The sequence below is a fragment of the Acinetobacter sp. T_3_1 genome (assembly GCF_025377055.1).
GTDB lineage: Bacteria > Pseudomonadota > Gammaproteobacteria > Pseudomonadales > Moraxellaceae > Acinetobacter > Acinetobacter kookii.
In genome coordinates this window covers 19764-44294 of sequence record NZ_JACHVD010000013.1, presented here as the reverse complement: position 1 = coordinate 44294, position 24531 = coordinate 19764, and the positions used below count along the sequence as shown (strand labels likewise).

Sequence of the window (24531 nt, the reverse complement as noted above, 5' to 3'; positions counted from 1 at the left end):
CTTGCACGACTTTTTCATTTTAAGAAGAAAACAGATGCGTTACCCAGCATGGAAATATCTGCTGATCCTCGTGGTTTTGGTGGTCAGCACATTATACGCCCTGCCTAGTTTGTACCCCGATGAACCTGCTGTTCAAATTTCCGGTGCCAAAGCTGGTACCCAAATTGACCAGAGCATCGTGCAAAAAGCAGAGCAATTATTACAAAGTGAAAAAATTTCAAGCCATGACAACAGCTTTAGCAATAATGCTGCCCTTTTACGTCTCGACTCCTCTGAAGCACAGTTAAAAGCCAAAGAAGTATTGCGTCGCGGATTGGGTGATGATTACGTTGTTGCATTGAACCTTGCGCCAACCACACCTGAATGGCTACAAAAAATTGGTGCCAAACCCATGAAACTGGGTCTGGATTTACGTGGTGGTGTTCACTTCCTGCTTGAAGTGGACATGGACAAGGCCATCAGTCAGCGTATGGAAACATCGGCGACTGATTTGCGCCGTCAATTGCGCGACAACAAGCTGAAATTCAACAGCCTGTCGTTGAACAACAACACAATTACCGTTCAGTTCGCCAATAACGGCGACCGTGAAGCAGTGATGGATTTCTTGCGTCGTAACGGCAATGAATTCAACCAGCAAGCGATTGCCTCTGAGTCCGGTTCAACTTTACGTTTGAACTATACCGACGTGCGCAAGCAGGAAATTCAGTCCTATGCCGTGAACCAGAACTTAACCACCTTACGTAACCGTATTAACGAGTTAGGTGTGGCGGAAGCATTGGTGCAAACTCAAGGCAGCAACCGTATTGTGGTTGAACTTCCGGGTGTTCAGGACACTGCTGAAGCGAAGCGTGTCTTAGGCCGTACAGCCAACCTGGAATTCCGTCTGGTTTCCGATTTGAATGACCAGTACATCGACCCGTATACCGGCAAATCAACCGGTCAGGCTTTGCCTCCTGGCACTGAAGCTTTTGCGTATGAATCGCTGGATAGCGGTCGTGAATTACTGCTCAACCGCAACCGTATTCTGACCGGTGAGCGTGTACAAAATGCCTCTAGCGGCTTTAGCCAGGATACTGGCGGTGCTGAAGTAAACATTACCCTGGACAGCGCTGGCGGCAAGCTGATGGCAGATGCCACCCGTAATGCAGTAGGTAAACGCATGGCGGTATTGTTCATCGAGAACAAGCAGAAGATCAGCTATGTTCCAGATCCTGTGACGGGTGCGCAAACGGAAGTTCGTACGCCTTATGCTGAATCGGTGATCATTAATGCTGCGACCATTCAGGCAGTGCTGGGTTCCCAGTTCCGTATTACCGGTCTGGATTCACCACAGGAAGCGGCTGAACTTGCCTTGATGCTTCGTGCTGGTGCTTTGGCTGCGCCAATGTACTTCGTTGAAGAACGTGTGGTTGGTCCAAGCCTGGGGCAGGAAAATATTGACAAAGGCGTGTTATCGACTCAAATCGGTTTCCTTCTGGTTGCGATCTGGATGGTGGTGTTCTTCCGCCTGTTTGGTCTGATTGCCAACTTTGCACTGGTCTTTAACCTGGCGATGATCCTGACCGTGATGTCATGGATTGGCGCTTCCCTCACCCTTCCGGGTATTGCCGGTATCGTGATTACCATTGGTATGGCGGTCGATGCCAACGTACTGATCTGTGAACGAATACGGGAAGAAATGAAATGGGGTGCCTCGCCCAAACAGGCGATTGTCGCCGGTTATGATCGGGCCTATAACACCATTTTTGACTCGAACCTCACCACCTTCCTGGTTGCATTCATTTTGTTTGCCATCGGTACTGGTCCGATCAAGGGCTTCGCGGTGACATTAATGATCGGTATTGTCTGCTCGATGTTTACAGCCATTACTGTAACACGTGCCATCGTACAGATTATTTATGGCAAAAAACGTAACTTGAAAAAGTTGAGCATTTAGGAGATCGAAGATGACTGATATGACTCAACCGAAAAAGAAATACGGTCGCCCGGATGATGAGCGCATCATTGACTTTATGAAGATTGCCAAACCGGCGGCAATCATCTCTATTCTTTTAACCTTGGCCAGTATTTTCTTTATTGCCACCAAAGGTCTAAACCTCGGTCTGGACTTTACTGGCGGTGTCTCTGCCGAGCTGAACTATAAACAGCCTGCCAATCAGGTCGAAGTTGTTCAGGCATTGAACCAGGCCGGTTTTAAAGATGCCGTGGTGCAAACCCTGGGCAGCAACAAAGACCTTCTGGTTCGTATGCCTGTTCAGGACATTGAAGTAGAAGATCTGAATAACGCCATCACCAAAGCGGCGCAATTACCGAACAACCCTGCAGTCGTGCATAAAGTGGATTCTGTCGGTGGACAGGTCGGTAACGAGCTTTATGTTCGTTCGGCAGGTGCCGTTGCCCTGGCCTTATTGCTCATGCTGGTTTACGTGACTATTCGTTTTGAGTTCAAGCTGGCGGTCGGTGCGGTGCTTTCGTTATTCCATGACGTGATTGTCACCATTGGTATTTTTGCCATGATGCAATGGCCGTTTGATTTAACCGTCTTGGCCGCAATTCTTGCGCTGTTAGGTTTCTCGTTAAACGATAACATCGTGGTATCCGACCGTATCCGTGAAAATTTCCGCAAGATCCGTGGTGCAACCCCGCGTGAAATTGTCAATATTTCCTTAACGGAAACTTTACGTCGTACCATCCATACCTCCATGACTTTATTGCTGGTCGTTGTAGCGATGATGTTCCTGGGTGGTGAAGGTCTGCACTGGTTCTCGATTGCGATGTTTATTGGTGTATTTGTCGGTACCTATTCTTCAATTTATATTGGTACTGCATTTGCATTATGGCGTGGCCTGAACCGTCAGGACTTTATTGTACAGGTGAAACCTGAATTTGATGAAGAACAGGAAATTCCAAAGTAATTTCTGTACTTTCTTTAAATTCGATAAAAAAGCCCATCATGCGATGGGCTTTTTTATCTGAGCTAAAAATACAAAAAGCTATCGCTTCAACTCGATATTTAAAAATCAGATGCCAATCAAGCTTATAGCTTTGCAAGATCGCCTTTTAAAGCTACGCCTGCAACAGCCATGCCTTTGGCACATTTGTACGTCGTGGTGCTCTTGGTTTCGTTAGACTTATAGAAACTCACAATATTGGTGACTGCATTGGCACCGTTGGCTTTTGCCGTATTCTGGAACTGGATTAAAGCTGAACGCAAGACATGATCACATGAGCTTTCAGCAGATTTGGCAAAACCGTTGGTTTTCTTGTTAGTGACCAAACCTTTTTTAATCACTTTGCCGCCCGCTTTGGTTCCAGCCAAATAAAATTTAACCGAACCGTCCAGTGTACCGTCAGCAACCGCACGATTGACCGCTTCCTGAAAGTTGAAGTCATGCATTTGATCTGCAGCCTGAGCTGAAACAACCCCACCCAAACACAATGCAGCTGTCAGTGCTAATTTTTTGATGAACATGATGTACCCTCTAGTTGTTGTTAGACACGTTTAAAAATCAGGGAGGTATTGATTCCTCCAAAAGCAAAGTTATTACTCATAATAATGTCGGCATGCATATTTCTTGACTGTTTGACGATGTAATCCAGATCGCCGCAGGCCGCATCAATTTCATCCAGGTTTAATGTCGGGATAAACTGGCTACGCTGCATCATTTCAATACTGAGCCATGCTTCAATTGCTCCGCATGCGCCCAGCGTATGCCCGAAATAGCTTTTTAATGAGCTGATCGGTTTTTTACCCACTACGCGAGCGGTGGCTTGCGTTTCTGCAATATCGCCCTGATCGGTAGATGTCCCATGCGCATTGACATAGTCAATCCGGTCTGCCGGAATTTGCGCATCTGACAGAGCCAGCTGCATACAGCGCCCCATCATCTCCGAATCTGGACGTGTCACATGTTGACCGTCGGTATTGCTGCCATAACCAATAATTTCTGCATAAATTTTGGCACCGCGCGCTTTGGCATGTTCATATTCTTCTAAAATTAAACAGCCAGCCCCTTCACCGACCACCAAGCCATCACGCTTGCTATCGAATGGACGCGGTGTTTTTTCCGGATGTTCATTTTGGCTGCTGGTGGCCATCAGCACATCAAACACCGCAGAACCTGCGGCGCTGAGTTCCTCCGCCCCACCGGCCAGCATCACGGTCTGCTTGCCATATTTAATCGCTTCATAAGCCTGACCAATTGCCATGGAACCTGACGTACAGGCACTGGATGTCGGTAAGGTTAAACCTTTCAAGCCAAAATAAACGGTCATGTTGACGGCACTGGTATGCGACATCATACGGATATAAGTCGTGGCATTCAGCTTGTTCATGTTGTTATCAATCAACATGCTGCCAAACTCGCCAATCGCATCGATGCTGCCTGCAGAGGAACCGAAGGCCACACCAGTCTGACCACTGCTTAAAATCGGGTCATTTAACAGGCCGGCATCTTCCAGGGCTTTTTCGGCACAGACCGTGGACATTAAGGCCACCCGTCCCATGCCGCGGGTCACCTTACGGTTAAAATGCTTGGGAATGGTATAGGCTTCGACCGGACCGCCCAGCTTGCTGCGCAAGTCCGTGTACACTTCCCAGTCCGGCATATAGCGAATGCCGCTTTTGCCCTGCTCAAATTGACTAAAAACCTGATCGGCCGTTTCACCCAAAGAGGTAATCCCGGCCATGCCCGTGACCACAACACGTTTCATCAAATCAAGCCCCCATTCACTGAAATCACCTGTCGGGTGATATAGCTGGCATCATCACTGCATAAAAATTTTACGACCTTGGCGACTTCATCGACCTGCCCCATACGTTGTAAAGGAATCATCTTCAAGGCATGTTCTTTGACTTCTTCAGTGACCATTTCGGTTTCGATCAGACCCGGTGCTACACAGTTTACGGTAATCTTGCGTTTCGCCAGTTCCAGTGCCAAGGCCTTGGTCGCGCCAATTAAGCCTGCTTTGGCGGCGCTGTAATTGACCTGTCCCCGGTTACCCATTAAACCTGAAACCGAAGATAAAGTCACAATGCGGCCGCCCTGTTTCAGACGAATCATTGGCATCACCAAAGGTTTGAGCACATTATAAAAACCGTCCAGTGAGGTTGAGACCACTTCATCCCAGTCGCTGTCGGTTAAGGCCGGAAATGCCGCATCCCGGGTTAAGCCTGCGTTCAATACCACGCCATAAAATGCGCCATGTTCTGCAATATCCTGTTCCAGCAATTGCAGCACTTTTTCACGATCATTTACATCAAATAACAACGCATGACTGGCTTGTCCCAATTCCTGAATTTCCTGCACCACCTGTTCGGCTTCCTGTTGTCTGGAGCGTGCATGGACGGTGACATCAAATCCTGCCTGTGCCAGTTGCAAGGCAATCGCTTTACCAATTCCGCGGCTTGAACCTGTTACTAAAATTCGTCTACTCACACTGACTTCCTGATCTCTTCTTTCATTTCTGGCGGCTCAAATACACTCAACATGGCACTAAAACGATGTTCCCGGTATTCAATTTCACATTGAAACTGCCCCAGCCCCTCATGTAAATAACCTTGTTCCGCTTTAATCCGTACGGTTTCCCCCAAAGCAAAATAAGGCACGGGCAACTGCATTTTACGCGTACCCAATAAAAATCCGATTTTAGGCGGCAAGCCTGACATTCGCCCTTTATGTCCTGCATAAGCGCTAATGGTCTGGGCCATCAGTTCAATACTGGTCCAGGTCGGTAAACCTTCCGCCTCACAAAACATCAGTTCAGGCCGAATGACCAGTTCGGCAATGGCAAACACATCATTGGCTTCAATCAGATGATCGACAAACACCATCGGCTGTTCATGCGGGATAAACTGTACTGCATCCATCATTTCAGTTTTGTTCCAAAAATCAAACTAATATTGCTGCCGCCAAACGCGAATGAATTGCTCATTACGTAATGGACCGGTTGTTGTAATGCTGCATCCAGCACATAGTTGGCTTCATCTAGTTCCGGGTCAATGCTTCCCGGATGATGCAGCGGCAACCAGGATTGATCAGCCAAAACCTGTTGGCAAATCACTGCTTCAATGGCACCGGCCGCACCCAGGCAGTGCCCAGTTTTATGTTTGCTGCTGCTGATGGGCACATCATAATGCTGGAACACCGTCTGTACGGCTTTGATTTCCATGGCATCATTTTGTGGCGTTGCCGTACCATGCATATTCAAGTAGCCGATATCATGAGCTGTAACACCCGCCATATCCAGCGCCTTTTGCATGGCTTCGGCTGCGCCTTTGCCTTCCGGATGCGGTGCAGAAATATGCCAGGCATCCATCGACTCGCCGGCTGACATCAGCATGACGGGTGCCGTTTCTTTGGACAATAAAAACAGCCCGGCCGCTTCACCAATATTGATGCCGTCACGCTGTGCGCCACAGGGCTGACATAAATCATTAGACAGACTTTCCAGACTATGAAAACCATTCAATGTCAGTTTACATAGGGTATCGACACCCCCAACCAGTACAGCATCGGCCAGACCGGCATTAATCAGGCGCTGTCCTGCCGCCATGGCTTTGGCACTGGAAGAACAGGCAGTCGAAATGGTATATGCCGGACCTTCCCAGCCCAGATACATTTGCAGGCTTTTGGCCAGGCTGCCCATTTCCTGTTTATAGTGACCGATTTCAATCTCGGTGTGATGGTTGAAATACTGTTTTAGCAGTTTTTCATTGTCGGCAATACCTGAAGTCGAAGTGCCCAGAATAATCGCCAGACGCTTACGATCGAATTGCGCGGTATAGTCACTGATTTCGGTTTCAATTGAACTTAAAGCGGTTAAGGCAAAACGTAGATTACGCGAATCTACATCTTGCAAAAATGCTGGAATATTATCGATTAAGGACTGTTGATAAGCCCCCACCCAAACCTGTTTTTCTGGAATAAATCCTGAAACCAAGCTCAAGGTATTTTGCGGCGTAGTCAGCGCCTGTTTGATCTGTTCAGCCGTATTTCCGAGTGCGGATAAACCCACACTAAACTGAATGCCCACTGCAGGATGTTGTGTCGTGATTTTATCGTCCATACCCATCCCTCTTATTCAGTGCTGTCCACATCAATATTTGCTAAGCCATCGTTGATGCGAGTAATGACCATCTGGTACGGCACCTGCAGATTATCCAGCTCAACCACATCATCCTGCTGCTGAATATTGAGCACATGCTGCTGATTGATCCATACTTTCCGGGTCTGAGCCGAAGTTTCAATACGGACATTCTGCTGCTGTAAGCGGGCAAAATCCGGATAGGTGGCATACAGAATATCGCGCACCACAAATTCAAATGGCAACAGCTTCATTTGCTCGATGCGCTGTTCGACATGCACTTTCTGACCATCAAAACTCAGCTTGAATAATTGCTGTCCGGTCAGGGTCAAAGCCAGCATTTCCAGCTTTGAACCCTGCTGTTGCTGATACAGCAAAAAACTGAAACTCTGGTCTTTCCACTGAATTTCTAACTGATCCTGACGCTGATAATTCTGTGCAACCCAAGCAGCCGTTGCCAGACCTGGTGCGTGAGGTAGCATGGACTGACAGCCGCCACACAGCAGGACTGCGCCGATGAACATCCCCGTCCATTTCAGTTTCATCTTAAGCACCATTCAGTTCTGTTTGCTGTAGCTGTGGATCACGGCAATATTCTGCCAAAGTATTTAAACGCTTTTTGGCATTTTTATGAATTGGATTACTGCTGTCCCAGGCATAACCGGCCAGTAAGGAAGAAACCATACGGCGGATTTTGTCCTCCTGATTTTTCGAGAACACCACATCCTGAAATTCACCGCTATACCACGACTCCACATAGGCACGGAATACCTGAATGCCTTGACGCAGCGGTTTTTCATATTGCTCCATCCAGTTCACCGGCTGGCCTTGCAGCACCTGATCGACCAGAGGAATCGCTAGACTGGAAGATTTCAGGGCAATAGTCACACCGGAAGAGAACACCGGATCGAGGAATTCACCGGCATTGCCCAGTAAGGCATAGTTACGCTGGGCCAGATGTTTGACATCGGCAGAGTAGCCCACCAGGGTACGTACCGGCGTGTCAAATTTGACATTGCGCAGCACATGCGACAGGCTTTCTTCATCTGCCAGAATACGCTTCAGCAAGGCTTCCAGATCATCATCGGCACTGCCCTTAAAGCCATAGCGCTCAAAGAAATCCTGTTCTGCCACCACCCCGAAAGAGGAACGGCCATCGGCAAAGGGAATCAGCCAGTACCAGGCGCGTGGGTCTTTGGCATGCACCGTAATCAGGATTTTTTCCCGGTCAAATTCCGGGTCATTTAAAATGCCATCTTCAATATGGGTAAACACGGCACGGCGTACCGGAAAATCGGACGGGCTTTCCAGATCCAGAAATTTTGGCAAGATGCGGCCAAAACCGCTGGCATCCAGTAAAAACCTGCCCTGAATCTGATAGACCTGCTGCTGTTCATCTTTGACCGTGAGTACCGGATGTTCCAGCTCAACATTGACATCAATCACTTCATGACCAAAACGGATATCGGCACCGTATTTTTCTGCCTGCTGTGCCAGCAAATGGTCAAAATTGGCACGGCGCACCTGCCAGGTGGTACCCGGACCGTCGCTAAATTTCTCGCGGAAATCATAAAAACTGCGCTGCGCGCCCTTTAAAAAAGCTGCACCATTTTTAAACTGGAAAGCAAACTGCTCGACATGCTCACGTACCGTATCCAGCAAGCCGGCTTCCTCTAAAAAAACCATGGATTGCGGCAGCAATGATTCGCCAATGGAAAAGCGTGGAAAATGCTGTTTTTCAATGATCGTGACCTGATAGCCTTTCTGGCGCAGTAATGCTGCTGCCGAACTCCCCGATGGCCCTGCGCCGATAATCAATACATCTGTGTGTTGTGTGGTGCTCATTGCACTGTACCTTATTCTCTCAGCTCTTTTGGCTGATACTGTTGAAGCACAACATGTCCGGCATCGGAAGATGTAAACAATGTTGCGTAGATAAATGAAAAAATAACCCCAAGTAATACCGTCAAGCCAAAGCAGTGAATGGCATAGGTATGGCTAAAGGATAATAACCCGAAACCTAATAAGGTCGACATCATACATAGGAATAAGGCCATGCCAACCACTTGCGGATGATCATGCCCGTGCCGGTAGAAAATGGCATAGTCCACCCCAATCCCGATAATCAGGAAAGTGCCCATGATGCTGAACAGATTGATTTCTACACCCAGCCAGGCCTGAATCGCAAAGGTGGTCATTAAGGCCAGACTGACCGGGAGCACCAAAGGCAAAATCGACTTGATGCCATAAATGATGCCCAAGCCAATCATCAGGCAGATTAAGGCTGAAACCAGTAACCACTGTGCCTGAATACGGTGCTGCTGGAACAGTTCGGACAACAGGTTCACCGGACGCAATAGCTGTGCCTGCGGACTATTCAGCTGCTGCAAGGCAGCCACATCATGCACATTTTGTAGCAGCACCAGACGCTCGGTTGGGCTCATTTGTAAAAAAGCCAAAGGATGCTGACTCATTTCGGCTGGGCTGAGTAAAGGCTGCTGAGAAAGCTGCTTTTGCCAGGCCACCACCTCGGCCGGATTCAGCTGCAATGCCGTAGCGTAGTCCTGTAAAGCACTGGTTGGAATGGCTTGCAGCAATGCAATATTGTGTTGCTGCTCTGCTTTGGAGGGTAGCCATTGGCCTAAGGCCTGAACACCCTCCAGCTTGTTCTGGTTCTGCAAAACCTGCAATTTCTGTAGCAGTTGCTGTTCATTCTGTTCCAGCTGCTGCACCGTATCGCCATGCACCACAAAGTATTCGCTGCTTTGCTGCTGCATAAAGCGTTCACGGACATACTGATCTTCCTGCTGGAGCGTCTTATCTATACTTTGCAGGTTACGGATATCATCATTGCTTTGCAGCAACAGCAGACTGCTGCCTGTAATCATGGCAATGATCAAGATAATACCATAACGTAGGCCCTTGCTGGCCTGTACCCAGGAGCGTGCCTTGCCAATAAAACTCAAACGGCGAATCGCCGGTTCGGCATTTAAAGGCGGCAATCTTGGCAACAATAAAACGCTGGTGATCCATGCCGCAGCCAGTCCCACCATGGAAAATACGGCAATCTGCCTAAAGCCAGGAAATGGGGTAAAACTCAAGAAAATATACGCGACCAGAGTGGTCATCAGGCCCATAAACAGGCTGGGCAACAGCGGTTTGAGTACGGCAAAACCGTCAATCTGCCGATGCTGTGACTGCATGGCCATAAAGTAAAATGAAAAATCGACACAGACCCCGACCAGACTGGCCCCAAACACCAGGGTCATCAGGTGAATTTCACCAAAGACCCAATGGGTGATGGCAAAGGCCACCAGACAGCCGGTACCGACGGCAACCATTTCAGTCAGCATCGGACGAACCGAGCGGAAACCGAACAGCACCAACAGAAAAATCCCGATGGTCGAACCGACTCCAATGGTGGAAATTTCTTTTTCCGCCGAGGTGGTGCCGAACTGGGCAAACAGCAAGGTCCCGGTCCAGTGCGGCTGTACCTGCATCTGTTTCAGCTTTAAACTTAACTGCTCAATCCATGCAGCAGTTTTTTCCTGGTAATCAATATTGTAAGGGCTATTTTTGAGCTCCAGAACGATAAGGCGGGAAATACCCTGCTCATCGCGAATGGTGGCAAAGCCATCTTCAAGTTCAATATCCTGATTGCCCTGTAAACTGGACAAGCCCACGGCATAGCGTGGAAATAATAAGAGCGGGTCTTGCTGTAACAGCTCAGCAGTCACCGGCATGCCCGGGCTCATGATCTGCAACAGGCCCTGTTCGCTCAGCGCGGCATAATCTTTTTGCTCCAGCAGCTTTTGATCCGCGGATGACAGCAGACCGGCACGATGCTGATATAACACCTGGGCAAACCTGTCACTGTCCAGCTGTGCATGTAGAGGTTGCCATAAATCTGTTGCCGCTACGCTCTGTTTAAAAGTCGCTGTGGCATTGCTCAGGGCAGCATCATCTTTGGCATTCAGCACCACAAAGACCTTGTCATTCAGCTGCTGACTGACATATTGCTGCGCCCGTTCCAAGCGGGGATCATGATGGGCTTCCGGCAGTAAGGCAAAGATATTGGTTTGAATATGAATGTCTTTTTTCAACCAAGCCGTACCCAGCGCGATGGCAATCACGCTTAGTACAATCAGCCAGAGCGCAGTAAATTTATTTTGCCAGTTGGAAAAGTGCATTTTCCTCAGCCGTTAAGGTTTGGGGTTGGGTGGTTTGCTGGCTAAAGCGAATGCTGGTGCTGTTATTGGCTTTCTCGCGAATCACGATACGGTCCACATAACGCTGCCCTTGTGCATCAACACGGACAAATAATTTCTTAAACAAACTGCTTTTCGGGGTTAAGGCCACACTCCACTGTGCCGGACTGTAACTGGCCGAAACAACATTGAAGTTTTTGGCCAAAGCCGCTTCATTCCCCGACATCAGCTGCAGGAACATGGTCGCGACCGAGCCATAAGGAGATTTATCAATTTCAATCTGGCTATGCGTGCGCTGGGTTTTCTGTACCAGTTTACGTGGGGTCACAATCAGGTCGGCCTTGACCGGAGTCTGGATTTTCCAGATTACGCCCTGTGACTTGGAAAACAAAACCGTGCCTTTGGACACGAAGGTCTTGTTCATGCTTGCCAGTTTTTTTTGCTGTTCAAAATTGGCCCGCACGGTTGGCGTTTCAGAGAGCTGGCTAAAGATTTGTCTGAGCTGCGGATTTTGCGCATGCACTGCTTGCGACAGCAACATGGTCAGAGACAGAACTCCTGCCAGGAATAATCCTGCTGCACGTGGTAGATTGAGAAAGGTCATCTGCTTTACTCCGCTTTAAACTCAGACCAGGCGTGTAAACGCTGCAATAAAATTTGCGGTGACTGGAAACACATTTCCCGGCTTTCAATATGCACCGCCACTTGGGTGGTATAGCCTTTGGTCAGCCTTTTACCGCTTTCCACATCAAAAATCTGGTATTCAATTTTCAGGCGGTTTTCCCATTCTTTTAAAATGGCACGCACCCGAATTTTCTGCTCAAACAGGATGCCATGCGCATAACGTACATGGCTTTCAATCACCGGCCAAGCATAGCCGGAATCACGCATCTGCTTGTAGTTATACTGAAACTGGTCCAGCAACTTGCAGCGCGCAATTTCAAAATACTTCAAATAATGCCCATGCCAGACCAGATCCATGGTATCTACATCATGAAATGGCACTTCAATTATTACATCGGCATGCATAGTCTGTTTCCCGTCAGATTTAGCGAACAAGTGCGCTATTCAATAATTCCAGATTTTCCAGTCGGTCGACCAAGTGTTGTAATTCGCCCTGTAATGGACGGTCTTCCACCACGTAATCAAAAGTTTGTAATACCCACGCCTTAAATGTGTCGAGGACTTCAGACAATTTTTCATCCAGGGTTTTTAAATGGATGGCTTGCACACTGGCACAGCACAGTGCCGCAATGACCTGTTCCGTTAATACAATGACGCGGCTGGCATCACGCGCGGCAATGGTGCCCATACTGACCTTGTCCTGGTTATGACATTCGGTCGAGCGCGAGAAAATCGAAGCCGAAAGGGTCTGTTTCAAGGCTTCTGCCGTCCATGCCGACACGCCAATCTGTACCGCTTTAAAGCCATGATTCAGCGGCAAGCGCTCATCGGTTGCCCCGGTTAAATTACGCGGCAAACCATTGTTCATTTTATAGTCGACCAGTTGCGCCAATTGCCGGTCCATGAGGTCGGCAATATTGGCGATCATGATTTTCAGGCTGTCCATGGCCTGCGCGATATGACCGCCATAAAAATGCCCGCCGTGCAACACACGCAAATTCACCGGATCAATCAGCGGATTGTCATTGCTGGAATTCAGTTCATTTTCAATAAACTGGCGTAGCCATACTTTCGAGTCTTCAAACACGCCAATAATATGCGGTGCGCAGCGTAGCGAATAACGGTCCTGCAGGCGTGAACTCTGATGCTCGGTTTGCACTTCACTGTTCAGCCAGTCACGCAGCTGCGCGGCAATATGCTGCTGGCCCGGATGCGGTTTTTGCGCAAACAGCACTTCATCAAAATGGCTCGGATTACCTTCCAAGGCCAAGACATTCAGTGCGGTAATGCAGGTGCTGGCCAAACTGATCTGTTCGGCTTTTTTATAGTTCAGGCAGGCAATCGCGGTCATCACCGCCGTACCGTTCATCAGTGCCAACCCTTCTTTAGGACGCATCACCAAAGACTGCATGCCTTTTTCTGCATAGACCTGGCCAATCGGAACAATCTGCCCCTGATAGTAAACATCACGTTCACCGACCAAAGCACCGGCAATATAAGACAATGGTGTTAAATCCCCACTGGCCCCAACCGAGCCTTCGGAAGGAATCACCGGAATCACGTTTTCATTCAGCATCCACACCAGACGTTGCAGCAAGGCATGTGAAACACCTGAATAGCCACGTGCCAGCGAGCACAGGCGTGTCACCACGACTGCACGTGCGCTAATTAAGTCCAGGTTTTGACCCAGACCACAACCATGAAAACGCGATAAATGCAAAGGCAGTTCATTGACCTGATGGGCTGGAATTTCCACCAGACAGGAATCGCCATAACCGGTGGTCACGCCATAAATCACGCCTTCATCTTGCAGCAACTGATCCAGGAAATCGGCACCGCGTTGAATCAATTCGCACCATTCAGCACTGGCCGGTAAAGCGACCGATTTTTTCTGACGCGCTACAGCGACGACATCTTCAATTGATAGCGGATTTTCCCCAACAACTAAAACTTGCATTAATCTTTGTTCCAAAAATTATAAAAATTAAACCATTGATAGGGCGCACGAATACAGTGCTGCTCCAGTAATTCCACATATTTACGGGTCGTCGTTTGCATGGCTTGCAGACGGTTTTTGCGTGGAAAATTCAGCTGTTCGGCAATCGCGTGAATATGCACTTCAAAGCTGTCGGCCACGCGATAACAGAACACGGCGAGCACCGGAACTTTCAGCAAACTGGCAAGAATCCACGCCCCTTGCGGCCAGTTTGCATCTTCGCCTAAAAATGAAATCGACTGTACCCGATCCGACTGCACCGGCACACGGTCTGCGGCAACAATCACCCATTCTCCGCGATCCAGTTTTTCTTGCAGCACCAAGGCTGTTTCAATCCCCAGTTCATCCACCGAAACCAGATTGACATCAGCATGGTCATTGAGCTTTTTTAAGAACTGGTTAAATTTGGTGGCATGCTTTTGATAGACCAAAACATTAATTTTTTGCGGATGTTCCGACTTAATGGCACGCAGCAATTCAATATTGCCAAAGTGCGACACCACAATCACCGCGCCTTTTTGGTAATGCTCACGAAAATATTCATGTCCATGTAAAACCAGTTGCTGTTCTGGGATTTTACCCAGCCAGCCCTCAATTTTGTCCAGAATGCATTCCCCAAACTGCATGAAATGCCGATAGCTCTGTGCCAGACTCGGCGTATGCAGAAATGGAGAATTTCTACCTGCAAAATGGTGCAATCGGGTCAGATATTGCAGTGAAGCCTGACGTGCGGCAGCCGCAAACAGCCAGTACCATAAGATAATAAAATACATCAATACCCGACACAGCCATCGGCCACCCAGACGGTAGAACGCCAGCACAAGACTCAGTGAGGTCATGCCGCCACGTTCCTGAATATCACTCCATTTACCTGAATTCAGCTCGGCCACAGAATCAACCTTTTACTTTCTGTGCCAGCAATTTTGGCAAACGAATCAGCATCCCGCCCAGCAATTTGGCATGAGCCTTACTCATGCCCAGATTGTCGCGCCAGACATGGTAATGAGAAATACCGTCTTCTGGATAAATGACTTTGGTCGGCACATTGATAAAAGGCACATTGGCCCATTTAAGACGCACCAGAATTTCACTGTCAAAGCCCATACGTGGCTGAAATTTTGCCGAATCCAGCACTTTAATGGTTGAGGCTAAGGGATAGACCCGGAAACCGCACATGCTGTCCTTAATGTCAAACGACAGGCTGTTAATCCAGACCCAGATATGCGTGGCATAACGGCCATACAGGCGTTTTTTTGGCACCGATTCATCAAAAACCGGCTGTCCGATGACCATTGCGTCCAGGTGTTGTTGGGAAATTTGCAGAAATTTTGCCACATCCTGCCAGTCATGCTGACCATCCGAATCGAGCTGCAAGGCATGACTGAAACCCAGCTTATGGGCATGACGCAACCCGGTGATCACGGCCTGGCCTTTGCCCTGATTATGACCATGTTCCACCAGTTCCACACTTGGATGCTGTTCAGCAATGCGGTGTAAAAGTGCAGTACATGCAGCATCACTGCCATCATTGACCAGAATGATCGGTTTCTGAAACTGTTCCAGATGGGCGACCAAAGCCTCAATATAATGAGGATGGTTATAAACCGGAATCACAAAACATTGCTGCATATACATCTACCTTTAAATCTGATCGCTCGGCGTTTTAAACAGCAATCGTCCAGAGGCCAAGGTCTGATCCGCATGGGTGAGTTCAAAACTGACTTTGTGCAATTTTCTGGTCAATTGCAATTGCAGCACCATAAAAGGCTTGATCAGATCCTGAAACTTCAACTGCTCGAAACCATTGCACCATTCCAAATCGGCCCAGGTCTGGCGGGCAAAATGCTGAATAAACCCGATCTGCCCCACCCCTGGAAAAATAGGATAATCTGGAAAATGCCCCTTAAAGCATTCCAGTTCAGGTGAAAACTCCAAACGGTAGGATGCCGAATCCGCGACATGCTGTTGTTCCAATACAATAGGCAATAACATAGGCTGAAATAAGGATTTCATGTATTGTTTATTCAGCTTGGATTGGGAGTTTTGCGGTAATTGTGTCAAAAAACGCCACTGTCTTGGAATGGCAATGCTTTCCAGTTTGGCTTTCAGTTGGGCTTTTAAGGCCGCAATATACTGCGCTTTGCTGCCCTTTTGCAGTTGCTGTCTGGCCTGCTCGGACAATACCGCAACACAGGCTAAAATCTGGCGATGTTCCCGTTCCAGAATCAGCACATGACATTGTACGATGTCATCCAGCTCGACAATTTTTTGCTCGATGGCATCCAGACTTAAACGTTTTTCTTCCAGTTTGACAATCCGGTCCAAACGCCCCAACAAACGGAATGGACTTTTTAAATTGCCGGCTTCAACCCGCTCTACTTTATCACCGGTAAAAATCCAGTCTTCACTAAAGGCATGATTGGTTCTGACCTGGAGTTCCTGTTGTGCACTGGTCTGTATATCGACATTGGCAAAGGGTATCCACAAGGCATCATCCTGCTGCCGGTGGGCAATGCCGCCGGTTTCCGAACTGCCAAACACTTCGGTAATCGGACGGTTCAGATAGGGTCTTACACCGGATTCCAGTTTCCCACCAGAGGAATAGACCGTTAAACAGTCTTGCAGCAGCACATCCTGAGTCCAGCGTTTTAACAGTGCCGGACTGGAAATCACATAATTATCCATCTTGAAAACAGTTAATTTTTTCTGGATATCGGCGACATCTTCAGGAAATGCCAGCTGTGCCTGATAAAAGCAGCGACCGCTTGCCAGTGGCCAGAGCAACTTAAACAGCAGACCATAAATATGTTGATGACTGACCGTGGCAATCGCAATCGCCTGCCCAGGCAACTGAAAACTGGCATCCAGCCCCTGCACTTCATTCAGCAACTGACGCAAGCTGCGCGGGATTTTTTTCGGCTGTCCGGTAGAACCGGACGTATAAAAATAAAGCTGTGCCTGAGTCAGAAAGGCATCATCCAGATCGAGTTCAATCGGCTGGTTGTAGCTATGGGATACAGGCTGGCGCTGTAAAAAATAAATATTCTGCCCGGCCAGTTCTTTTTCCAGATCACTGACCCGGTTCGGAGGCAGCAGTACCTGTTTTTTGGCCAGCAGTGCTGCAAATAACAGCACTAAAAAATGGTAACTATCAGGTTCCCAAAGCGCCCAACTTTCCTGTGAAAGTGCCTCAATGGCATGACTTTGTTGCATCACATCCTGCCAGAAATCCTGAAAGCGGATCTGGCTTAAATCAGGCTGAATACACAGCGGTTTCAGTGAATGGAGATGATTTTGAAAATGACACAACATAATATTCTGTTTTTATTCCTGAAGTTGATTTAAGCGCTGCTGTCGCTTACGCAAGATAAATTCGCCCAGTAGTAACAGCCCCATCAACACATAGGAAATAAAGCCGTTATACAATACCCAGACCTGCATAGAGGCAAAGAGTACGGTCGCCAAGGCAATCAGGGCATTCAATACAAAAAAACCGCACCATACAAAGGTGACTTTTCGGGTCCAGATCACCCCAGCTTCGGGCAAATCCGGTTCTGCCAATCGGGCAAAACGCTCAATCATGGATGGGGGGCGGATTAAAGTCGAGGCAAAAATCATACATGCCCCCACACTCATCAACACCGGATACAGTTTTAGCCAGGCATGATCTTTTAAAATCAGGCTCAGACTGCCACACAAAATAGCAAATCCGGTTAAGGGCCACAGCAAGGCATTGCCCTTGCTGAACAGACGCAATAAGCCCAAAACAATCAGCAGGCTGCTGACCCAGACATATTGTCCATGTGCCAAACTATAGCCCACTAAAAAGGGATAGAGCATCAACCCGATTGCCACTATCCCTTTAAAGATCAGTTTCATGCAGCAGACATGTTCTGAATCACAGTCACCACATCCTGTACTGTGCGTACGCTTTTAAAGTCTTCAGGATTAACCTGTTTACCGGTCAATTCCTTGATTTTGACCACCAGATCAATCGCATCGATACTGTCTACGTCCAGATCGGTGGCTAAATTTGCATCCAGCTGCACATCTTCAGGGCTAATCTCAAACAGATCTTCCATCCATTCTCTTAATTTTTCAAGTACTTGTTCCTGAGTTAGCATCACTACCTCTTATGCCTGTTGCTGTGCTTCAACCAAAGCCACCAGACTTTGAATTGATTTAAAATGTTGTTTGGTTTCCGCCGATTCAGCATTCAAATGAATGTTGTAACGCTTTTTCAGCGCCAGGCCCAGTTCCAGTGCATCAATCGAATCCAGACCCAGGCCATCCCCAAATAAAGGTGCTTCGGTTTCAATATCATCTATGCTGATGTCCTCAAGGGCCAGAACATCAATAATCATTTGCTTTAATTCATCAGCAAGATTGCTCATTTTTTAGATAACTCTTGGTTAAAAAATTGGTGTAATTGATGATTCAGCTGACGCACGTGTTTCGGATTCACCGTTACATCCTCGAGCAGATCATCGACTTGTATGGCATCCAGTACCTTCACATGAATATGGAAAGGCTTGGAAGGAACGTGATACCACTTTTCATTCTTGGTTAAGGTTGAAGGCGTGCAGCTAATTAATACGGGACGAATCGGCACGTTGGCACGAATGGCAATATTGGCCGCACCGCGCTGAAATTCGTTCAGCAACTCGCCTTTTGCAGTCCGGGTACCTTCAGGAAAAATCAGCAACGATGCTGCCTGATCCTGCTTTAGCCTTGCCACGCAATCATGAATAAACAGTTCCGAACCGGCATTTAAAATATAACCGGCATTCTGCACCGGACCTTTGGTAAATGGATTTGACCATAAAGCCTGCTTAACTACACAGTTGGCTTGTTCCATCAGCCCGATCAGCACCACCACATCCACCAGGGTAGGATGGTTGGCAATCACCAGTTCCTGCTTACTGTGCTGTAATTTTTCCAGGCCTTCAATGTCATAGGTCATAATTCCGAGTTTTACCATCATTTCGGTAAAGCCCTTGAAGCTATGCTTAATGACTTTTTGGGTACGCTGCTGCCTTAAACCGGGATTCTGAGTCGACAGTTTCACTAAGGGTGCAATTAGCCCCCCAATGGCCACGCCGCCAATCCCGAAACTGGCGAAACTGAAACCGGTTGCGCCCACACGCCACAGGTAGTTGGCTTTTTGCTTGATTTGATCGCGCTTTAACATTTTTGCCATGCCTGAGTTTGAGGATAATCAAGACGCTGTTCAGATTGCTGCCAGAAATCATAAAAATTCTGCGCATCAATATATTTATGACGATGGTTGCCTAGCGCATGTATATCCAATTGCAGGTTGGGCGCTTCAAGACTCACCATTGCCGACATGGCAAAAGCGATAAAAGGCTCAGCTTCGTGATAAATTTCCGGTAATGTCTCATCGTAATACACCACCAGAACGCGTGGATTCGGTTGCGTTGCGGTTTTTAACCAGGCATAAGCTTCAATCAGGGCTTCACTCCACGAAGCCGCCAGACTGGTCGATGGGGTCGCATCCTGACATAAAATGGAATACAGTCCGGCAATGGCATTATGTACGGAAGTTGAAAACTGGGTCGGTGACGGCGTCTGATCTTGTAGTACATCGGCCAGAATTTTTAAAGTCTTATGTTCATCGCCATATTGTGAAGCCCAGACAATATAATCTGCCGATTTGGAATTCAGCGATTGAATAGCACTGCTTAACGCGAGTTTGGCAATCCCTGACAAACGTCTGCGCTGCATGGCTGGAATTTGTTCTAAGGCGGCAACGGTTTCATCGGCACGACTTATGCACAGTTGTGACACATTGATTTGAAGCATTGCCCTAATTTTCCATACCCTAAAATATTTTAGCTCGAGGCTATTTTAATGGGTCGGATTATAGCATTTGTAATAAAAATTACACAAAATGTATCTTGTATAATATTGATTATTTAAAATTATAGTTTTGATTTCATTGTTTATTTTGTTTAAAAACCCTTAAAAAACCGATCAGGCATAAAAAAACCAGCAACACCTGTTGCTGGTTTTTATGGCATCAGTGCAATGCTGGATTAATTGCCTTGCACCAAACGACGCGCACTGATAATGCCCGGCTGTTGTTCCAAACGTGCCAAAAGACGGGATAACTGGGCCAAACCTTTCACCTCAATCAACAATTTCATGTTGGCAATACCATCCGCTTCGGAAATGGTATTCACCTGACGAATATTGATCTGATCCGAGAAGATCACTTGAGTCAGGTCTTTGAGCAGACCACGGCGGTCATAAGCCTCAACAACAATCTGTACACTTTGACCACGGGTCGGCTGCATTTCCCAATCGGCTTCGACGGCACGTTCAGGTTCCTGGGAAATCATGCGTACATAATCCGGACAGGCCACCTTGTGAATACTGACGCCACGATTCAGGGTGATATATCCCCCAATGGATTCACCATGCACCGGCTGACAACACTGGGCAATATGCAGTTCCACATTGTCCAGACCGTCAATTAAAATGCCATGTGCAGACAGGGTATGACTGGCACGCGGATTCAAGGTCGGTTTGAGTACCAGTTCAGGCTCATCCTGACCGATATGCATATGACGGTTGACCTGATTGATCAGGGCATGCAGGCTGATGTCGCCATTCACCAGTCCGATCAGGATATCTTCACCCAACTTGACATTGAAATGATTGCAATAGTCACTTAAATCAATACTTTTGGGATGAATCGCCAGGCGTGAAAGCTCTTTGTTGAGAATTTCACGGCCGACTTCCAGATTTTTACTGCGGTCTTGCTGTCTGAACCAGTGACGCAGCTTATCCCGCGCGCGGGCAGTTTTAATATAACCCAGCGAATTGACCAACCAGTCCCGGTTCGGCTCGCGATCTTTCTTGGTTAAGATTTCAACCTGCTCACCGGTTTTCAGGGTATAGGTCAGCGGCACATAGCGCTGGTTCACCCGTGCGGCATAGCACTTGTTCCCCACTTCGGTATGCACGTGATAAGCGAAGTCCAAAACAGTCGAACCACGCGGCAATTCTTTAATATCGCCATCGCGGCTAAACACATAAATTTTTTCAAAGCCTTCAAAATCTTGAATCTGTTCAAAATTTTCTGGCTCATCCTCTACTTTATGCGCACTGGCATCATTGCGTTCCTGGTAATGTTCCAGTACGGCACGCAATGAATGTAAACGATGATTGAAGGAATGATCGGTATTCTTGGCACCTTCTTTATAGTTGAAGTGCGAACATACCCCAAGCTCGGCTTCTTCATGCATATCCTTGGTGCGGATTTGCACTTCGAGCGACTTGTTCTCTGCAATCACGGCAGTATGCAATGAACGGTAGCCATTGGCCTTGGGATTGGTAATGTAATCATCAAACTGATGCGGAATATGGCGCCAGATTTGATGCACAATGCCCAAGGAGTGATAACACTCGGGTACGGTTTTAACCAGAACCCGCACCGCACGGATATCGTACAGCTGGTCAAAGCTTAAGTTCTTGCTTTTCATTTTTCGATAAATCGAATAAATGTGCTTCACCCGTCCGCTAATTTCGGCTTCAATTCCATGGCTGGCCAGTTCGGTTTTCAGCTTATCAATCACAAACTGAATGTACTGCTCACGCTCCAGGCGCTTCTCATTCAGCAAGGAGGCGATTTCTTTATAACGTTCCGGGGCTAGATAACGGAAAGCGAGATCTTCCAGCTCCCATTTCAGCTGGGCAATCCCCAGGCGGTGTGCCAAAGGCGAGTAAATGGTCAGAATTTCACGCGCAACACGTTCCTGGCGTTCCCGAGAAGCTTGGGTCAGTTCACGCAAGGCGTAGGTACGTTCGGCCAGCTTGATCAACACCACGCGAACATCTTCAGTCACGGCAATCAGCATTTTATAAATGCCGCTTAAATGTTCACGCTGGTTGTTATTAAAGTGGTCTTCCAGACGCTTGTTCTTTTCAATCAGCTCGGACAGCTTCCCCATCGCCAGTGTGCCTTGCACCAGGCCATAGACTTGCTCGCCAAAATGCTCCTGCACTTCTTCCAGCGTCATCACGCCTTCACGAACGCTACGATATAGCATTGCGGCAGACAAGGTCGCCTCATCGACATGCAGATGCGCCAGAATATCGGCCATTTCAATGCCGGTATAGAAGGTATTGGAACGATGGTTGACCGTACTTTGCAGTTCTTTCTGCAAAGTTAAATGCGCTACATCTTCGAGTTGTTTTAGCGCCGTATCATCTAATATGCCACGAACCCGATTTAACCATTCAGCCAAATCTTGTTGGGCTTGTTCGGCATGTTCTACAGTCGCTTCCTCCGACAACTCATTGAGACGTCCAGGAAGCTGCTCACGTACTGTGACCATACCCTACTCCTACTTTTTTACACTTCATATTATAAATCGTTTATTTCGTTGTATTTTTCGAATAAGGCAATAGATTCCACATGTCCCGTATGGGTAAACATATCCATTACCCCAGCCTTTTTTAATCGATAACCATGTTTTACCAGCACTCCCGCATCTCGCGCCAGTGTGGCAGGATTACATGACACATAAACGATTCTTTTTGCACCAAATTTGGGCACATAATACATTATTTCCTCCGCCCCTGAGCGTGGAGGATCAATCAATAATGCATCAAATCCCTGATTTGCCCAAGAATGATGCGCAAAATCTTTTGTTAAATCTTGTGAATAAAATTTTACGTGACTTATACCGTTTTTCTCGGCATTTTCTGCACCACGTTGAACCATTTCCTCACTTCCTTCAACAGCAACCACTTGTCCGGTTTCACCGACACAACGCGCCAAGGGTAAAGAAAAGTTTCCTAAACCACAAAACAGGTCGAGTACACGCTCACCTTGCTGCAATTGAAGCAAATCACATGCCAGCTTCACCATCTGCGGGTTAATGGTGGAGTTGACCTGAGTAAAATCAAGCGGATTAAAGCCAAATTTCACATCAAATTCGTCCAAAGCATAATGCAAACGCATCGCCGCGGCCGGATCATCGACACGATGCAAACTGTCGCCCCCTGCAGGCTGCAAATACAGTTGCCACTGTCTGTTTAACGCAAACTGTTTTAATTGGTTGACATCATCGGATGACAATTTTTCAGTATGGCGCACCAGCAGTGCAATATCCTGATCCCCCATGGCCAATTCTACATGACCAATCGCTGCTTTGCCCTTTAGACTTTGGAGTAGTTGTTTCAGTTCGGTCATGGAGCCAAATTCACGATCCAGCACCATACAGCGGTCAATCGGCGTCAGCTTATTGCTTTGGCGTTCACGAAAGCCCACCACCAGCTGCTCTTTGGCTGGAATATAACGCACACCGATACGTGCTTTACGGCGGTAGTCTTCACGTTGTGAGCGTAAAGGTGCCAACCATTGTTCAGGCTGGATGCCGGCAAAATGTTCCAGATGCGACTTCAAGACATCCTGTTTCAGTCGAATTTGTTTATCTTGCTGAATATGCTGCATATTACAACCACCACAAACACCAAAATGCGGGCATTGCGGCTGAACACGCAAATGTGAAGGCTCGCTCAGGATCTCTACGCAATCGGCTTCTTCTAAACGTTTCACCACATGGGTAATTTGTGCTCTAACCGTCTCCCCCGGCAAGGCATATGCAATAAAAACTTTTTTACCGTGCTTGTCACTCGGATGATCGGGATGCGATCCATAGTGCGCGATTCCCCGTCCTTCATGTGAAAGAGACTCAACCTGAAACGTATAAATCGGATGCTGAGCTGGACGTGGCTTGGTTCTATGTTTCATGAATACCTAGGGTGTGGGAGAGATAAAATCTGTAGCGGTAAATTCGGTATGCTGTGAAGTTTCACGCCATACCTGAAGAAAATCTGCGTGTTGCGGTTGATGCTGTAAATACTGGATGGTGGCTTGAACCCAGTAACGGTGATCTTCAGCCAGCAATTGGCCTTTCAGCAATAGCCAGCGCAAATAGATCAACCAGGTATTCAGCACATCGCCTTCACAGTAGCTGGTTAATTTTAACCACTGCTGTGCACGGACATATTCCGGAACATGGTAAGCACCATCACCGCGCTTGCCCGGAAATCCCAGCAGATGTGCAACATCATCCAGCTTCTGGAAATGACGGCCATTAAACATCGCCATGACATCCATTAAGTCGACATGACGCTGATGGTAACGGTTCTGGTAATTATTATAGCGCTTTTGCTGATCAATTTCGCCCTGATCGAACAAACTTGGTGCCGACAAGCCATGATACATGGCACGGAACAGAATTACCGGCAGATCAAACTGTGAACCATTCCAACTGACCAGAGTCGGATGGCGCTTATCAAAAATGGACAGAAATTTTTTTAAAATTTCCGCTTCGCTATACTGTTCGCGGCTAAATGAAAACAGTGTCATCGCCCCGTTTTCATCAATCCAGAGACCGGAAATACAAACAATTTCATGCAGCGGCAAACGCTGGAAATCCGCCCCTGATTCCTGACGGCGCAATTTCATTAACGCCTGCTCAAGATCTGCTTCGGGCAAATCCAGATGATATAAATGCGCACCTGACTTTAAATCGGTCAGCGTTTCGATATCAAAAATCAAGATAGGTAAGCGCATTTCAT

Annotated in this window: 24 protein-coding genes; 2 read left to right on the top strand and 22 right to left on the bottom strand. The window is 47.6% G+C overall.

Features of this window, described 5'->3' with window-relative positions:
• Nucleotides 1-34: 34 nt before the first annotated feature.
• Nucleotides 35-1936: a protein translocase subunit SecD gene (gene secD, locus H4I94_RS12090; protein ID WP_092820314.1), complete on the top strand. Its 1902-nt coding sequence runs from the start codon at nt 35-37 to the stop codon at nt 1934-1936.
• A 10-nt stretch (nt 1937-1946) separates the two neighbouring features.
• A complete protein-coding gene (gene secF, locus H4I94_RS12085; RefSeq protein WP_261183249.1) occupies nt 1947-2915 on the top strand; it encodes a protein translocase subunit SecF in 969 nt (322 codons plus the stop codon).
• A gap of 122 nt (nt 2916-3037) precedes the next feature.
• Here the strand turns inward: secF and H4I94_RS12080 are convergent, their stop codons facing one another.
• From H4I94_RS12080 to H4I94_RS11975, 22 genes are all read right to left on the bottom strand, one after another.
• Nucleotides 3038-3472, bottom strand: coding sequence for an excinuclease (locus tag H4I94_RS12080; protein ID WP_261183248.1), 435 nt, complete (start codon nt 3470-3472; stop codon nt 3038-3040).
• A gap of 20 nt (nt 3473-3492) precedes the next feature.
• Entirely contained in the window at nt 3493-4713 is a 1221-nt protein-coding gene (locus H4I94_RS12075; RefSeq protein ID WP_261183247.1) for a beta-ketoacyl-ACP synthase, read from the bottom strand.
• Nucleotides 4713-5438, bottom strand: coding sequence for a 3-ketoacyl-ACP reductase FabG2 (locus H4I94_RS12070; protein WP_092820310.1), 726 nt, complete (start codon nt 5436-5438; stop codon nt 4713-4715). Before H4I94_RS12070 ends, H4I94_RS12075 begins: the two co-directional genes overlap by 1 nt.
• The gene (locus H4I94_RS12065) at nt 5435-5872 is read right to left on the bottom strand and encodes a 3-hydroxylacyl-ACP dehydratase (RefSeq protein ID WP_131274358.1); all 438 of its coding nucleotides are present in this window, start codon (nt 5870-5872) and stop codon (nt 5435-5437) included. Before H4I94_RS12065 ends, H4I94_RS12070 begins: the two co-directional genes overlap by 4 nt.
• Entirely contained in the window at nt 5869-7068 is a 1200-nt protein-coding gene (locus tag H4I94_RS12060) for a beta-ketoacyl-[acyl-carrier-protein] synthase family protein (RefSeq protein WP_261183245.1), read from the bottom strand. The genes H4I94_RS12065 and H4I94_RS12060 overlap by 4 nt, the downstream gene beginning before the upstream one ends.
• A gap of 11 nt (nt 7069-7079) precedes the next feature.
• The gene (locus H4I94_RS12055; RefSeq protein WP_261183244.1) at nt 7080-7631 is read right to left on the bottom strand and encodes a DUF3261 domain-containing protein; all 552 of its coding nucleotides are present in this window, start codon (nt 7629-7631) and stop codon (nt 7080-7082) included.
• A 1-nt stretch (nt 7632) separates the two neighbouring features.
• Nucleotides 7633-8931, bottom strand: coding sequence for an NAD(P)/FAD-dependent oxidoreductase (locus H4I94_RS12050; RefSeq protein ID WP_261183243.1), 1299 nt, complete (start codon nt 8929-8931; stop codon nt 7633-7635).
• Between the two features lie 11 nt (nt 8932-8942).
• Nucleotides 8943-11276 (bottom strand): MMPL family transporter, encoded by a 2334-nt coding sequence (locus H4I94_RS12045; protein WP_261183242.1) that lies wholly within the window; start codon nt 11274-11276, stop codon nt 8943-8945.
• On the bottom strand, nt 11251-11835 hold the full coding sequence (locus H4I94_RS12040; RefSeq protein ID WP_261183269.1) for an outer membrane lipoprotein carrier protein LolA: 585 nt from the start codon (nt 11833-11835) through the stop codon (nt 11251-11253). The genes H4I94_RS12045 and H4I94_RS12040 overlap by 26 nt, the downstream gene beginning before the upstream one ends.
• Before the next feature lie 68 nt (nt 11836-11903).
• Nucleotides 11904-12323 (bottom strand): acyl-CoA thioesterase, encoded by a 420-nt coding sequence (locus H4I94_RS12035; protein WP_261183241.1) that lies wholly within the window; start codon nt 12321-12323, stop codon nt 11904-11906.
• A 19-nt stretch (nt 12324-12342) separates the two neighbouring features.
• The gene (gene hutH, locus H4I94_RS12030; protein WP_261183240.1) at nt 12343-13875 is read right to left on the bottom strand and encodes a histidine ammonia-lyase; all 1533 of its coding nucleotides are present in this window, start codon (nt 13873-13875) and stop codon (nt 12343-12345) included.
• Nucleotides 13875-14753, bottom strand: a complete 879-nt coding sequence (locus tag H4I94_RS12025) for an acyltransferase (protein ID WP_409976762.1) — start codon at nt 14751-14753, stop codon at nt 13875-13877. The genes hutH and H4I94_RS12025 overlap by 1 nt, the downstream gene beginning before the upstream one ends.
• A gap of 55 nt (nt 14754-14808) precedes the next feature.
• Nucleotides 14809-15543: a glycosyltransferase family 2 protein gene (locus H4I94_RS12020; protein ID WP_261183238.1), complete on the bottom strand. Its 735-nt coding sequence runs from the start codon at nt 15541-15543 to the stop codon at nt 14809-14811.
• A gap of 12 nt (nt 15544-15555) precedes the next feature.
• Nucleotides 15556-17226, bottom strand: coding sequence for an AMP-binding protein (locus H4I94_RS12015; protein WP_261183237.1), 1671 nt, complete (start codon nt 17224-17226; stop codon nt 15556-15558).
• 12 nt (nt 17227-17238) lie between these two features.
• On the bottom strand, nt 17239-17793 hold the full coding sequence (locus tag H4I94_RS12010) for a septation protein IspZ (RefSeq protein ID WP_131274367.1): 555 nt from the start codon (nt 17791-17793) through the stop codon (nt 17239-17241).
• The gene (locus H4I94_RS12005) at nt 17790-18038 is read right to left on the bottom strand and encodes an acyl carrier protein (protein WP_092820298.1); all 249 of its coding nucleotides are present in this window, start codon (nt 18036-18038) and stop codon (nt 17790-17792) included. The genes H4I94_RS12010 and H4I94_RS12005 overlap by 4 nt, the downstream gene beginning before the upstream one ends.
• A 9-nt stretch (nt 18039-18047) precedes the next feature.
• Nucleotides 18048-18308, bottom strand: a complete 261-nt coding sequence (locus H4I94_RS12000) for a phosphopantetheine-binding protein (protein WP_092820297.1) — start codon at nt 18306-18308, stop codon at nt 18048-18050.
• Nucleotides 18305-19114 (bottom strand): lysophospholipid acyltransferase family protein, encoded by an 810-nt coding sequence (locus H4I94_RS11995; protein ID WP_261183236.1) that lies wholly within the window; start codon nt 19112-19114, stop codon nt 18305-18307. The genes H4I94_RS12000 and H4I94_RS11995 overlap by 4 nt, the downstream gene beginning before the upstream one ends.
• Nucleotides 19099-19737, bottom strand: a complete 639-nt coding sequence (locus H4I94_RS11990) for a beta-ketoacyl synthase chain length factor (RefSeq protein ID WP_261183235.1) — start codon at nt 19735-19737, stop codon at nt 19099-19101. The genes H4I94_RS11995 and H4I94_RS11990 overlap by 16 nt, the downstream gene beginning before the upstream one ends.
• Nucleotides 19738-19970: 233 nt before the next feature.
• A complete protein-coding gene (locus H4I94_RS11985) occupies nt 19971-22277 on the bottom strand; it encodes a RelA/SpoT family protein (RefSeq protein ID WP_092820294.1) in 2307 nt (768 codons plus the stop codon).
• A gap of 29 nt (nt 22278-22306) precedes the next feature.
• On the bottom strand, nt 22307-23698 hold the full coding sequence (rlmD, locus tag H4I94_RS11980; protein WP_261183234.1) for a 23S rRNA (uracil(1939)-C(5))-methyltransferase RlmD: 1392 nt from the start codon (nt 23696-23698) through the stop codon (nt 22307-22309).
• A gap of 6 nt (nt 23699-23704) precedes the next feature.
• Nucleotides 23705-24526: a 3'-5' exonuclease gene (locus H4I94_RS11975; protein WP_261183233.1), complete on the bottom strand. Its 822-nt coding sequence runs from the start codon at nt 24524-24526 to the stop codon at nt 23705-23707.
• Between the last annotated feature and the right edge of the window lie 5 nt (nt 24527-24531).